At 52.8% G+C, this 13,521-nt stretch carries 13 protein-coding genes and 1 tRNA gene; 6 read left to right on the top strand and 8 right to left on the bottom strand.

Annotated elements, in window-relative coordinates; translation table 11 throughout:
- Positions 1-205: 205 nt before the first annotated feature.
- A complete protein-coding gene (nfeF, locus tag C4F37_RS11990) occupies positions 206-970 on the top strand; it encodes an NADPH-dependent ferric chelate reductase NfeF (RefSeq protein ID WP_001066494.1) in 765 nt (254 codons plus the stop codon).
- A gap of 53 nt (positions 971-1,023) precedes the next feature.
- On the opposite strand, the gene C4F37_RS11985 is transcribed toward nfeF, so the two are convergent.
- A tRNA-Ile gene (locus C4F37_RS11985) sits at positions 1,024-1,099 on the bottom strand.
- A gap of 124 nt (positions 1,100-1,223) precedes the next feature.
- On the opposite strand from C4F37_RS11985, the gene mug reads away from it, so the two are divergent.
- Positions 1,224-1,730, top strand: a complete 507-nt coding sequence (gene mug, locus C4F37_RS11980; protein ID WP_000228937.1) for a G/U mismatch-specific DNA glycosylase — start codon at positions 1,224-1,226, stop codon at positions 1,728-1,730.
- A 78-nt stretch (positions 1,731-1,808) separates the two neighbouring features.
- Here mug and rpoD read toward each other — a convergent pair whose 3' ends face one another.
- The 3 genes from rpoD to rpsU form a co-directional block, all read right to left on the bottom strand.
- Entirely contained in the window at positions 1,809-3,650 is a 1,842-nt protein-coding gene (gene rpoD, locus C4F37_RS11975) for an RNA polymerase sigma factor RpoD (protein ID WP_000437375.1), read from the bottom strand.
- Positions 3,651-3,844: 194 nt separating this feature from the next.
- The gene (dnaG, locus tag C4F37_RS11965) at positions 3,845-5,590 is read right to left on the bottom strand and encodes a DNA primase (RefSeq protein ID WP_000918827.1); all 1,746 of its coding nucleotides are present in this window, start codon (positions 5,588-5,590) and stop codon (positions 3,845-3,847) included.
- 110 nt (positions 5,591-5,700) lie between these two features.
- A complete protein-coding gene (gene rpsU, locus C4F37_RS11960; protein WP_001144069.1) occupies positions 5,701-5,916 on the bottom strand; it encodes a 30S ribosomal protein S21 in 216 nt (71 codons plus the stop codon).
- A 237-nt stretch (positions 5,917-6,153) separates the two neighbouring features.
- On the opposite strand from rpsU, the gene tsaD reads away from it, so the two are divergent.
- On the top strand, positions 6,154-7,167 hold the full coding sequence (gene tsaD / locus C4F37_RS11950) for a tRNA (adenosine(37)-N6)-threonylcarbamoyltransferase complex transferase subunit TsaD (protein ID WP_001264352.1): 1,014 nt from the start codon (positions 6,154-6,156) through the stop codon (positions 7,165-7,167).
- Between the two features lie 42 nt (positions 7,168-7,209).
- Here tsaD and ttdT read toward each other — a convergent pair whose 3' ends face one another.
- Genes ttdT through ttdA form a run of 3 tightly spaced genes read right to left on the bottom strand, consistent with a single transcriptional unit; the run spans position 7,210 to position 10,234 of the window.
- A complete protein-coding gene (gene ttdT / locus C4F37_RS11945) occupies positions 7,210-8,673 on the bottom strand; it encodes an L-tartrate/succinate antiporter (protein ID WP_000804973.1) in 1,464 nt (487 codons plus the stop codon).
- A gap of 47 nt (positions 8,674-8,720) precedes the next feature.
- Positions 8,721-9,326: a L(+)-tartrate dehydratase subunit beta gene (ttdB, locus tag C4F37_RS11940; protein WP_000722957.1), complete on the bottom strand. Its 606-nt coding sequence runs from the start codon at positions 9,324-9,326 to the stop codon at positions 8,721-8,723.
- Positions 9,323-10,234 carry a L(+)-tartrate dehydratase subunit alpha gene (gene ttdA, locus C4F37_RS11935; protein WP_000986797.1) on the bottom strand — a complete coding sequence of 304 codons (912 nt, stop codon included), beginning with the start codon at positions 10,232-10,234 and terminating at the stop codon, positions 9,323-9,325. The genes ttdB and ttdA overlap by 4 nt, the downstream gene beginning before the upstream one ends.
- A 206-nt stretch (positions 10,235-10,440) precedes the next feature.
- On the opposite strand from ttdA, the gene ttdR reads away from it, so the two are divergent.
- The gene (ttdR, locus tag C4F37_RS11925; RefSeq protein ID WP_001774049.1) at positions 10,441-11,373 is read left to right on the top strand and encodes an L-tartrate utilization transcriptional activator TtdR; all 933 of its coding nucleotides are present in this window, start codon (positions 10,441-10,443) and stop codon (positions 11,371-11,373) included.
- Positions 11,374-11,385: 12 nt separating this feature from the next.
- Here ttdR and plsY read toward each other — a convergent pair whose 3' ends face one another.
- Positions 11,386-12,003: a glycerol-3-phosphate 1-O-acyltransferase PlsY gene (gene plsY, locus C4F37_RS11920; RefSeq protein ID WP_001272796.1), complete on the bottom strand. Its 618-nt coding sequence runs from the start codon at positions 12,001-12,003 to the stop codon at positions 11,386-11,388.
- A gap of 104 nt (positions 12,004-12,107) precedes the next feature.
- Here plsY and folB point away from each other — a divergent pair, with 104 nt between their 5' ends.
- Both folB and bacA read left to right on the top strand, forming a co-directional pair.
- Positions 12,108-12,476 (top strand): bifunctional dihydroneopterin aldolase/7,8-dihydroneopterin epimerase, encoded by a 369-nt coding sequence (gene folB / locus C4F37_RS11915; RefSeq protein WP_001295541.1) that lies wholly within the window; start codon positions 12,108-12,110, stop codon positions 12,474-12,476.
- Positions 12,477-12,565: 89 nt separating this feature from the next.
- A complete protein-coding gene (gene bacA / locus C4F37_RS11910) occupies positions 12,566-13,387 on the top strand; it encodes an undecaprenyl-diphosphate phosphatase (RefSeq protein ID WP_001281927.1) in 822 nt (273 codons plus the stop codon).
- The last annotated feature ends 134 nt before the right edge of the window (positions 13,388-13,521 follow it).

Genomic DNA, 13,521 nt, shown 5'->3' with positions numbered 1-13,521 from the left:
CGTGGACTCATCTCACACGTAGGCCGGATAAGGCGTTCACGCCGCATCCGGCGTTGAGTAATGATGCCTGAGAAGAGGCGGTTCGTCTTATCAGACTATAGACATATCAGTTCTACAAATCGCTTGCATTTATCATGATTAACAATCATTATCATTTGCGAGTTTTATTTAGATATATCTGATTACCATCACGAAGGCGATAACAATGAATAACACCCCCCGCTACCCGCAGCGCGTTCGCAATGATCTGCGCTTCCGTGAACTGACTGTGTTACGCGTTGAGCGCATCAGCGCCGGTTTTCAGCGCATTGTCCTCGGCGGCGAGGCGCTGGACGGTTTTACATCGCGTGGCTTTGACGATCACAGCAAACTCTTCTTTCCTCAACCTGACGCTCACTTTGTGCCGCCAACGGTAACGGAAGAGGGCATCGTCTGGCCGGAAGGACCACGCCCACCGTCGCGTGACTATACGCCGCTGTATGACGAACTACGCCATGAACTGGCGATTGATTTCTTTATTCACGACGGTGGGGTCGCCAGCGGCTGGGCGATGCAGGCGCAACCGGGCGATAAACTTACGGTGGCAGGTCCGCGCGGTTCGCTGGTGGTGCCGGAAGATTACGCGTATCAGCTGTATGTCTGCGATGAATCCGGAATGCCCGCATTGCGCCGCCGCCTGGAAACGTTGAGCAAACTTGCCGTTAAACCGCAAGTTAGTGCGCTGGTTAGCGTGCGGGATAACGCCTGTCAGGATTATCTCGCGCACCTTGATGGTTTTAATATCGAATGGCTGGCACATGATGAGCAGGCGGTAGATGCGCGTCTGGCGCAGATGCAAATCCCTGCCGATGATTACTTCATCTGGATAACCGGCGAAGGTAAAGTCGTTAAGAATTTAAGCCGCCGCTTTGAAGCGGAACAGTATGACCCACAGCGGGTACGTGCAGCGGCTTACTGGCACGCAAAGTAACTGATATATAAAAAGAAAAAGGCTGACGATTTCTCGTCAGCCTTTGCTATATCTGGTGGCCCCTGCTGGACTTGAACCAGCGACCAAGCGATTATGAGTCGCCTGCTCTAACCACTGAGCTAAGGGGCCATGGTAGCGGATTATAAAGTAACTCCGTGTCGCAATCCAGCCATTACCGCGCGCCTGCTGTTTTTATAAACAATGTATTTTCAATCCGTTATACTTTTCCTGGTGATGTTAGAAAGGAGTAAATATGGTTGAGGATATTTTGGCTCCAGGGTTACGGGTCGTGTTTTGCGGTATCAACCCTGGGCTTTCATCCGCCGGGACTGGTTTTCCCTTTGCTCATCCGGCAAATCGCTTCTGGAAGGTGATATATCAGGCCGGGTTTACCGACCGTCAGTTGAAGCCGCAGGAGGCACAGCATCTGCTGGATTATCGTTGTGGCGTCACCAAACTGGTAGACCGTCCAACGGTGCAAGCCAATGAAGTTTCAAAGCAGGAGCTACACGCAGGCGGGCGTAAGCTGATTGAAAAAATTGAAGATTATCAGCCGCAGGCGTTGGCGATTCTGGGCAAACAAGCATATGAACAGGGATTCAGCCAGCGCGGTGCACAGTGGGGGAAACAAACGCTCACCATTGGTTCGACGCAGATTTGGGTGCTGCCAAATCCCAGCGGTTTAAGTCGCGTTTCACTGGAGAAACTGGTTGAAGCGTATCGCGAGCTGGACCAGGCGCTGGTAGTGCGTGGGCGATAAAAAACGCCACCGAAAAGGTGGCGTTTGTGCAGAGGGCCTAGTGCCGGGTGCGGCGTAACGCCTGATCCGGCCTACCGATTAATCGTCCAGGAAGCTACGCAGCACTTCAGAACGGCTCGGGTGACGCAGTTTGCGCAGCGCCTTCGCTTCGATCTGACGGATACGTTCGCGGGTAACGTCGAACTGTTTACCCACTTCTTCCAGCGTGTGGTCGGTGTTCATATCGATACCGAAACGCATACGCAGAACTTTTGCTTCACGCGCGGTCAGGCCAGCCAGCACGTCGTGCGTTGCCGCACGCAGGCTTTCGGTGGTCGCAGAATCCAGCGGCAGCTCGAGGGTGGTATCCTCGATGAAATCCCCCAGATGCGAATCTTCATCATCACCGATCGGCGTTTCCATGGAGATTGGCTCTTTGGCGATCTTCAGCACTTTGCGGATCTTGTCTTCCGGCATCAGCATACGTTCAGCCAGTTCTTCCGGCGTCGGTTCACGGCCCATCTCTTGCAGCATCTGGCGAGAAATACGGTTGAGCTTGTTGATGGTCTCAATCATATGCACCGGAATACGGATGGTGCGCGCCTGATCCGCGATAGAGCGGGTGATCGCCTGACGGATCCACCAGGTTGCGTAGGTGGAGAACTTGTAACCACGGCGGTATTCGAATTTATCAACCGCTTTCATCAGACCGATGTTGCCTTCCTGAATCAGGTCAAGGAACTGCAAGCCACGGTTGGTGTATTTCTTAGCGATAGAAATAACCAGACGTAAGTTCGCTTCAACCATCTCTTTCTTCGCACGGCGGGCTTTCGCTTCACCGATGGACATACGACGGTTGATATCTTTAACCTGCTCGATGGTCAGGCCGGTTTCTTCTTCAATCTGCTGCAGTTTTTGCAGGGCGCGATGCACTTCTTCAGAGACATCGTGCAGTTTTTCCGACCACGGCTTGTTCATCGCAATTGCCGCGTTGAACCAGGTATCGCTGGTTTCGTTGCCGGTAAACAGGGTAATGAAGTTTTTCTTCGGCATTTTGCACTGCTCAACGCAGAGCTTCATGATCAGACGTTCTTGCGTACGAACGCGGTCCATCATGACGCGCATGCTGTTGACCAGGTAGTCAAACTGCTTCGGCACCAGGCGGAACTGTTTGAATACTTCAGACAGTTTCAGGATCTCTTCCTGAGCGGTAGCGTGACTGCGACCTTTCGCTTTGATGGTGTCACGCGTTACAACGTACTGAGCGCGTAGTTCCGCAAATTTTTCGCGAGCCAGTTCCGGGTCGATGCTGTTGTCATCATCGGCGCTGTCGTCATCGCCATCTTCTTCGTCTTCATCTTCGTCATCGTCCAGATCTTCCTGGGAAAGCTCAGAACCGACGTGAGTGGCGGTAGGTGCCAGATCTTCTTCTGCGTTCGGGTCAACAAAGCCGGTGATCAGATCGGACAGACGCGCTTCTTCTGCTTCAACACGATCGTACTGTTCCAGCAGATAGGTGATCGCTTCCGGATATTCAGCAACGGAGCATTGAACCTGGTTGATCCCGTCTTCAATACGCTTAGCGATGTCAATTTCGCCTTCGCGGGTCAACAGTTCAACGGTGCCCATTTCACGCATGTACATGCGTACCGGGTCAGTCGTGCGCCCGATTTCAGATTCCACGCTGGAAAGCACCTGCGCGGCGGCTTCGGCAGCATCTTCGTCCGCGGTGTTTTCAGCCAGCATCAGATCATCGGCATCCGGTGCTTCTTCCATCACCTGAATGCCCATGTCGTTGATCATTTGGATGATGTCTTCGATCTGATCTGAATCGACGATATCTTCCGGCAGATGGTCATTGACCTCGGCATAGGTCAGATAGCCTTGCTCCTTACCACGGGTGACAAGAAGTTTCAGCTGTGACTGCGGGTTTTGCTCCATAAGACGGTATCCACACTTATTTCATGAGGTTGGTGTTGGGCGATTGACCCGATGTCCTTCAGCCGTTAACGCTGAAATCCAACGGTTGTTTACCGCCAACGATAATTACGAGGGCGTACTTATATATTTGCCGCTGCCTCTCAGTGCGGCTGTCGGGGGCTTCCCGATCGCTCTTCGGCACTTAAGCCGTTAAATCACTTTTTCGCCAGCTCCTGGTTTAATGTCCAGAGCTCCAGGCGTTCTTCGTTGCTTAAACCATGCGTGCGCTCACGAGCGATTAACTCTTCCTGGCGCAGTTCAAGCAGCGAATCAAACATATGGTTGAGTGAGTCGGTGAAGGTTTGCTCAGCAATATTCTTATCTGCTATATCGTCCCACATCGACAGTTTTTCAAGGGTGGCAGCATTATTTGTACCACGATAGTGCTCTAAAAGTTGCCCGGTGGTCAGACCTGGCTGGGAGAGACAAGTGTTGACCAGTTCTCTGAATAAGCCAAGTCCAGGGAGCTTATTTTCATCCAGATTCTCAAGCGGCGGGACCAACGTCGCTAATTCTGGATTTTGCACCAGCAACCCTATAAGTATACGCATGGTCGTGCGTTTTAGCTGCGGAACAGGGCGAGAAACGCCGCTCTCTGCCGCTTTTGGCATTAATCGTTCAAGCTGGCTGTCATCAAGTATGCCTAATTTGTTGCCTAATTCCTGACGAAGATATATTCGCAGCGTTTCGCCCGGCACTTGCGATATCAATGGTAGTGCCAGCGTACTCAAACGTGCGCGCCCGTCAGGGGTACTCAGATCAACTTGCGGCATCAGACTGTTAAACAGAAATGCGGAGAGTGGCATCGCCTGCTCCATCCGCGCTTCAAACGCTTCTTTACCTTCTTTTCGTACTAGCGTGTCAGGGTCTTCGCCATCAGGCAAAAACATAAAGCGTAGCTGACGGCCGTCTGTCATGTAAGGCAGCGCCGTTTCCAGCGCTCGCCAGGCGGCATCGCGGCCTGCACGGTCGCCGTCATAACAGCAAATGACATTGTTGGTCGCGCGGAACAACAGTTGTATGTGATCGGCGGTGGTTGACGTACCTAACGACGCAACGGCGTAATTAATGCCGTATTGCGCCAGCGCCACCACGTCCATATAGCCTTCGACCACAAGCAGACGATTGGGTTCAGCGTTATCCTGCTGCGCTTCATAAAGACCGTAAAGCTGGCGGCCTTTATGGAAAATGTCTGTTTCCGGCGAGTTCAGGTATTTGGGGGTATCGTTGCCCAGCACGCGCCCGCCAAAACCAATCACCCGACCGCGTTTATCGCGAATGGGGAACATCACCCGCTCGCGGAAACGATCGTAACTGCGTCCCTGATCGTTAGTGACCAACATCCCCGCATCAATCAATGACTGGCGATTTTCTGGATTGCCGCCAAACCGCTTCAGGACGTTGTCCCAGCCGGGGGGCGCAAAACCAATCGCAAAGCGAGCGATAACCTCGTGGCTTAATCCGCGTTTTTCCAGATACTGGCGCGCAGACGTGGCAACAGGTTGTTGTAAAGATTGTTGGTAAAACGTATTCAGACCGTCCATCAACTGATAAAGCGTTTGCCTCTGATGGCGCTCGATCTGGCTGGGGCCGCTGCCTGCTTCAAATGGCACTTCAAGATTGTGCATTGCTGCCAGCTCTTCGACCGTTTCGACGAACTCGAGCTTGTCGTAGTTCATCAGGAAGTCGATCGCGTTGCCGTGCGCGCCACATCCAAAGCAGTGGTAAAACTGTTTCTCACCGTTAACGGTGAAGGACGGGGTTTTCTCGTTGTGGAATGGACAACACGCGTGGAAATTCTTGCCCTGCTTTTTCAGCTTCACACGGGCATCGATCAGATCGACGATGTCAGTGCGTGCCAGCAGATCATTAATGAATACGCGTGGGATTCGTCCAGCCATAGGCCCCGATTTTTAGCAATTCATAAACGAAAATAAGCCGCGCATTCCTTTCGGAAGCACGGCCTTACAACTACAACTCGGTCTGATCGGAGAGCAACGCTCTCGGGGAATTAGTACAGACGAGTGCGGCGTGCGTTTTCGCGAGCCAGTTTCTTCGCGTGACGTTTCACTGCAGAAGCTTTAGCGCGCTTACGTTCGGTAGTCGGTTTTTCATAGAACTCACGACGACGAACTTCCGCCAGAACACCTGCTTTTTCGCAGGAACGCTTGAAGCGACGCAGAGCTACGTCGAACGGCTCGTTTTCACGTACTTTAATTACCGGCATGTGCCTCTCACCTTTGATTAATTCGGTTTGCCGCTGGCATCAACGCCAGCTTATTTCAAAATGGTGCGGAATTTTACTGCAATTGCTGCTGCTTTGTAAAGCACCGCGGCCTTTTTTGAAAGGGACTTTTATAAGGGTGAGGAGTATACACGAGGCTTTCTCCAGGGGCGAACAAAGTTTTACATCAACCCGCATTGGTCCTACACTGCGCGGTAATAAAGCGAGGTAAAACAAGTCATGCGTGTACTGGGTATTGAAACTTCCTGCGATGAAACCGGCATCGCCATTTACGACGATGAAAAAGGTTTGTTAGCCAACCAATTGTATAGTCAGGTGAAATTGCACGCTGACTACGGCGGCGTCGTGCCTGAACTGGCCTCCCGCGATCATGTGCGTAAAACCGTACCGTTGATCCAGGCGGCGCTAAAGGAGTCTGGTTTAACGGCAAAAGACATTGATGCTGTGGCCTATACCGCAGGCCCTGGATTAGTCGGCGCGCTACTGGTTGGCGCGACCGTGGGGCGTTCTCTGGCGTTTGCCTGGGACGTTCCGGCGATCCCTGTACACCATATGGAAGGGCATCTGTTAGCGCCGATGCTGGAAGATAACCCGCCGGAATTTCCGTTTGTTGCGCTGCTTGTTTCCGGCGGTCATACGCAGTTAATCAGCGTGACTGGCATTGGTCAGTACGAGCTGCTCGGCGAGTCTATCGATGATGCCGCCGGGGAAGCGTTTGATAAAACCGCGAAGCTGCTGGGGCTGGATTATCCTGGCGGGCCGTTACTGTCGAAAATGGCGGCTCAGGGTACTGCCGGGCGCTTTGTCTTCCCGCGTCCGATGACCGACCGTCCGGGGCTGGATTTCAGCTTCTCCGGCCTGAAAACCTTCGCGGCAAATACCATTCGTGACAACGGCACCGACGACCAGACGCGTGCTGATATCGCCCGCGCCTTTGAAGATGCGGTGGTCGATACGCTGATGATTAAGTGCAAGCGGGCGCTGGATCAGACGGGCTTTAAGCGACTGGTCATGGCGGGCGGCGTGAGTGCTAACCGTACGTTACGGGCGAAGCTGGCTGAAATGATGAAAAAACGCCGCGGCGAAGTGTTCTACGCGCGTCCGGAATTTTGTACTGATAACGGCGCGATGATCGCCTATGCCGGAATGGTGCGGTTTAAAGCAGGCGCGACGGCGGATCTCGGCGTTAGCGTGCGTCCGCGCTGGCCGCTGGCGGAGTTACCGGCTGCGTAAAACTATTGGGTGCCGGAGAGCAATTTCCGGCACCGTCCTCACTTAAAGCAACACCACGGGCATCCACAGTAAGCCGGTAATCACCAGCAATACGAGGAATATCAGCCCAAAAATCGCCCCCAGTCGCCAGTAATCCGCCGTTGGCAGATAACCACTGCCGTAGTAAATCGGACTGGGGCCGGTGGCGTATGGTGTAAGAATGCTCCCCAGACCAATTGCCGCACCAACCATCAGGCAGAACACCGGCAGCGGGATTTCCGGCATCGCCAGCGCAGCGGCAATCATCATCGGTGCGAGAGCGGAGGTATACGCCGTGGCGCTGGCGAAAAAGTAGCGCAGTAGATAAAACACCACAATCAACGCCACCATCACCATCGTTGGCGAATAACCGCTTAAGCTGCCTGCTAACAGTTTGCCAAACCAGCTAATAAAACCGGTGTTGTTGAGTCCGGTGGCGAGGGTGATAAGCGAGGCCAGCCAGAAGAAAACGTTCCACGCCGCTTTATTACTGACAATGTCGTCCCAACTGATAATGCGCAGAAGCAGCATCAGTGCCACCACGCTGTAACCGACCATCGCGGCATCGATATAATCACCGCCGAAAATCCACAGCACCAGCGCGCCTACCATCAGCCCCAGCATCCGTTTTTCACGCGAACAGAGCGGGCCCATTGCCTGCAGTTCCGTCTCTGCCCAGCGCGGCACCTGATCGCCAGACTTCAGTACCGGCGGGTACAGCACGTAAGCCAGCCAGGGAACCAGCAGAACCAGTAAAATGCTGAGCGGCAACATCCCGAGGAACCAGTCGCCCCAACTCAGCGTGGCGTGAGATGCGCTTTTCATCAGTCCAATTAACAGCAAGTTTGGTGCCATCGCCGTCAAGAAAATGGCGCTGGTCACGCAGTCGGCAACAATCCCCATCCACATGATGTACGAGCCAATGCTGCGCGAACTGCTGTCGTTTGGTTGTGATTGATAGAGCGGTGGCAGGTTACGGATGATGGGATAGATAATCCCCGCACCACGCGCCGAGTTGGACGGTGTTACAGGTGCGAGGATCAGCTCGGAGAACATCACCGCATAGCCGAGAAACAGCGTGCGATGTCCCATCTTTTTCACCAGAATCAGCGCAATGCGGCGTCCAAGCCCGGTTTTTTCATAGCCTGTGCCAAACATAAAGGCGGCGAAAATCAGCCAGATAACCGAATTAGAAAAACCGGAAACGGCCCACGAGAGGGATTTTGCAGTGAATTTAAAGCCTGGCTGAGCGAGCTGCTCCGGGCTGAACAGCAGCCAGGGAGAGAGTATGGCGATGATGGATATACCCACCATCGCCACCACGGCACCCGGCACGGGTTCGAGGATCAGTCCAACGATCACGCCAGTAAAAACGGCAAAGTAGAGCCAGGTATGGTTCTCCAGCCCTGCGGGAACCGGAAGTAGAGCAATAATGGCGATGACCGCCAGCGGCGCAAGATATCGCCACCATTCAGTGGAAGGTTTCATCGTGTTATGCCTGCGAAAAAGGAGAGGGGTGAGCCTCTCCGGGAGGGTTATTTGATGTAATGGACGTGCTCGCAGATCTCTTCCACGATGGGATCGCGGCGTTCGGCGAACAGCTTTTTGTTTTCGGCTATCAGGTTGTTGCCGTGGGTATCAATAGAGACAATCAGCGGGCCGAACTCTTTGACCCGGCAGACCCACAGTGACTCCGGCATTCCGAGCTCTGTCCAGTGCACTTCTTCAATCTCTTCCACCTGGGTTGCCGCCAGCACCGCGCAGCCTGCCGGGAAAATCACATGTAGCGCCTTGAATTTCTGGCAGCCTTCTTCGGTCAGCGGCCCCATACCACCTTTGCCAACCACCAGTTTCACGCCGGTCTGCTCAATAAATTCACGTTCAAAACTTTCCATACGCATACTGGTTGTCGGGCCGACGGAGACCATCTCCCATTTGTCGCCGTTTTTGCGCACGATGGGGCCAGCGTGGAAAATCGCTTTGCCGTTGAGATCGTAAGGGATCGGACGTTTCAGTTCGATCAAACGGCGGTGACAAACGTCGCGGCAGGTCACCAGCGTACCGGTCAGGTAGATCACATCGCCGACGCGAATATCTTGCAGATCTTCAGCTTTGATCGGGGTTGTCAGGATCTTTTTCATAACGCGCTCCGGGTGTGAGACAGATTTTCAAAGGTGAGATCGGCATGAACCAGCAGCGTGCCGCGACGATGCGCCCAGCAGCCGGTAGAGACAGCAACGCCGATGGTTGACGGATGGCGGGCGGCAGATTCGATATGTACGCCCATCACTGAACTGTTGCCGGTCAGCCCTTGTGGACCAATCCCCAGACGGTTGAGTCCTTCTTCCAGGCGTAGCTCCAGTTCTGCCGCTTTTGGATTGGGATGGCGGCTGCCAATCGGGCGCAAAATGGCTTTACGCGAGAGTACGGCGGCGGTTTCCACCGAGGTGGCGATGCCCACGCCCACCAGTACCGGTGGACAGGCGTTTACGGCGAGGGTGGAGATATTTTCGAAGACGAATTTCACCACGCCTTCGTAGCCTTCTGACGGCATTAACACTTTCGAGCGGCCAGGTAGCGTGCAGCCGCCGCCTGCCATGTAAACTTCGATTTCCGCATCGTCATTGTCGGGGATGATGTCCCAGGTGACCCACGGTACGCCGCTACCGGTATTTTTGCCGGTGTTTACTTCGTCAAAAATTTCTACCGCATTGTGACGTAGTGGCGCTTTGACGGTTGCCTCTTCCACGGCTTGTTTGAGTATGCTTTGCAGCTCGCCAAGCAGTGGGAAGCGGGAACCGACTTTAACGAAGAACATAATCTCCCCGGTGTCCTGACAGGCAGGACGATTCAGGTCAATCGCTTTTTGCATGTTGTCGAACATCGTATGGTAGATAATTTTCCCCATCGACGACGTTTCGGCATCCTTTAGCTGTTTTAGTTTATCCACCACGTCATCAGGCATTCGGGTAGAAATCATGGCGGTAAAGTTAGCGACAATCTCTGTCAACTTATTCACTGCCTGTTGCTTATTACTTTCGCTCATCATGGCAACTCCAGTTTTTGTATTTGTCTGGAAAAATTCACCGCCACAAACTACCACTAAAAATGTGGTTTTATATTTTTTGCCACCGTGAATATGTAATTAACAGTTCGTGAATCAACGCGAAAATAAGAATGAATATTGCGCCAGAGCAGGGAATGGCAATGTTTTGCGAAATACACTGCGCTTATCACAACTGCGGATAATTAACGATGCTGAATAGCTGGCCTTTAGCCAAAGACTTGCAGGTACTGGTAGAAATCGTTCACAGCGGGAGTTTTAGCGCCGCAGCGGCGACGCTTGGGCAGACGCCTGCATTTGTCACCAAGCGGATCCAAATCCTTGAAAATACGCTGGCAACAACGCTGCTGAACCGCTCCGCTCGCGGCGTGGCGCTGACTGAAAGTGGCCAACGTTGTTACGAACATGCGTTGGAAATCCTCACCCAATATCAGCGACTGGTCGATGACGTCACGCAAATCAAAACGCGCCCGGAGGGGATGATTCGTATTGGTTGCAGTTTTGGTTTTGGGCGCAGCCATATTGCGCCAGCTATTACCGAACTGATGCGCAATTATCCTGAGTTACAGGTGCATTTTGAATTGTTCGATCGGCAAATTGATTTAGTGCAGGATAATATTGATCTGGATATTCGTATTAATGACGAAATTCCTGATTATTATATTGCGCATCTTTTGACAAAAAATAAAAGAATATTATGCGTAGCACCTGAGTATCTGCAAAAATATCCGCAGCCACAATCCCTACAGGAATTAAGTCGTCATGACTGTCTGGTGACCAAAGAGCGCGATATGACCCATGGAATATGGGAGTTGGGGAACGGTCAGGAGAAAAAATCGGTGAAGGTAAGCGGGCATCTTTCCTCCAATAGCGGCGAGATTGTGCTGCAATGGGCGCTGGAGGGCAAAGGGATTATGCTGCGTTCCGAGTGGGATGTGTTGCCGTTTCTGGAGAGTGGCAAACTGGTGCAAGTATTGCCAGAGTATGCACAAAGCGCCAATATCTGGGCTGTTTACCGGGAGCCGCTCTATCGCAGCATGAAATTACGTGTCTGCGTGGAATTTCTGGCGGCATGGTGCCAGCAACGGCTGGGCAAGCCCGATGAAGGCTATCAGGTCATGTAGATCCACCAGAAATCACTCGGGATCCTTTTCGCGCTTTCTTTTGAATTTCGTCCAGATTTTTGTCTCCTGACGACGCCACAGACGTTGGATGTTGTCATGATGACGCAGCAGGATCAGGCAAGAGAGCATCGAAACCGGGAAGGTGAATTGTGGCTTAAACCACCAGACATAAAACGGAGCAATCAGTGCACTGACAATCGCTCCCAGCGACGAGTATCCGCTCAATAGCACGGTCAGTAACCAGGTTCCCGCCATTACTCCGGTGAGATCCCAGCCAATGGGTGCGATGGCACCAAAAGCGGTAGCAACGCCTTTTCCTCCTTTAAATCCGAAGAAAACGGGCCAGATGTGTCCAAGACAGGCGGCGATGGCAATTAAGCCTAGCCAGAAGGGGCTGACACCTAATTCATACGCGCCCCAGACGGGCAACATTCCTTTCAGAACGTCGAAAATCAGTACTGCTACGGCTGCTCCCTTGCCACCGATACGTAACACATTGGTTGCGCCTGGATTGCCGGAGCCGCTGGTTCGCGGATCGGGCAGCCCACACAAGCGGCAAACCAGAATGGCACTGGAAATGGAGCCGCAGAGGTACGCGATGAGGATCATTCCAGGCGCGATTGCACTCATAAGCTGTTCCGTTTTGAAAATTCGTGTTCAACGATGAATCTGTGGATAATACGCACATTTCGCCGGAAGTGGTATCCGGTTAGCCAAAAAGCAGGCAGGACGTGATGGATATTGTATTTATAGAGCAACTTTCGGTAATCACCACTATTGGTGTTTACGACTGGGAACAGACCATCGAACAGAAGTTAGTGTTCGATATCGAAATGGCGTGGGATAACCGTAAAGCGGCGAAAAGTGATGATGTGGCGGATTGCCTCAGTTACGCTGACATTGCAGAAACGGTGGTCAGCCACGTCGAGGGGGCGCGTTTTGCGCTGGTGGAACGCGTGGCTGAAGAGGTGGCGGAGCTGCTGTTAGCACGCTTCAACTCGCCGTGGGTGCGTATCAAACTCAGCAAGCCAGGCGCAGTGGCGCGGGCGGCGAATGTTGGCGTAATCATTGAGCGTGGCAATAATCTGAAAGAAAATAATTAATTTTACAGCTGTTAAACCAAACGGTTATAACCTGGTCATACGCAGTAGTTCGGACAAGCGGTACATTTTAATAATTTAGGGGTTTATTGATGAGCGATATGCACTCGCTGCTGATAGCGGCAATATTGGGTGTGGTCGAAGGATTGACAGAATTTCTGCCGGTATCCAGCACGGGCCATATGATTATTGTCGGTCACTTGTTGGGGTTTGAGGGCGACACGGCGAAAACCTTTGAAGTTGTGATCCAGTTAGGATCAATTCTGGCGGTAGTAGTGATGTTCTGGCGGCGTCTGTTTGGCCTGATTGGCATCCACTTTGGCCGCCCGTTGCAGCACGAAGGTGAAAGCAAAGGTCGTTTAACGCTGATCCACATTTTGCTGGGGATGATTCCGGCGGTGGTATTGGGGCTGTTGTTCCACGACACGATTAAGTCATTGTTTAACCCGATAAATGTGATGTATGCGCTGGTCGTTGGCGGTTTGTTGCTGATTGCCGCCGAATGCCTGAAGCCGAAAGAGCCGCGTGCGCCGGGTCTTGATGATATGACCTATCGTCAGGCATTTATGATTGGCTGTTTCCAGTGTCTGGCGCTGTGGCCGGGTTTCTCCCGTTCCGGGGCGACCATTTCAGGTGGGATGCTGATGGGGGTGAGCCGTTACGCTGCTTCCGAGTTTTCGTTCCTGCTGGCGGTGCCGATGATGATGGGCGCAACGGCGCTCGATCTCTACAAAAGCTGGGGCTTCCTGACAAGCGGCGATATCCCGATGTTTGCCGTTGGGTTTATCACCGCTTTTGTGGTGGCGCTGATAGCGATTAAAACCTTCCTGCAATTGATTAAGCGCATTTCGTTTATCCCGTTCGCCATTTATCGCTTTATTGTGGCGGCTGCGGTGTATGTCGTGTTCTTTTAATTGAGGAATAGTGTCGGATGCTTGGCGTTGTCAACGATTGCGTAGGCCGAATAAGGCGTTCACGCCGCATCCGGCAATCAACGCATGATGCGACGCTTGCGCGTCTTATCAGGCCTACAACTGTCGTTGACATG

Source organism: Escherichia sp. R1 (assembly GCF_003000935.1).
Classification (GTDB): Bacteria; Pseudomonadota; Gammaproteobacteria; order Enterobacterales; family Enterobacteriaceae; genus Escherichia; species Escherichia coli.
This window is presented reverse-complemented; position numbering and strand designations above follow the sequence as displayed.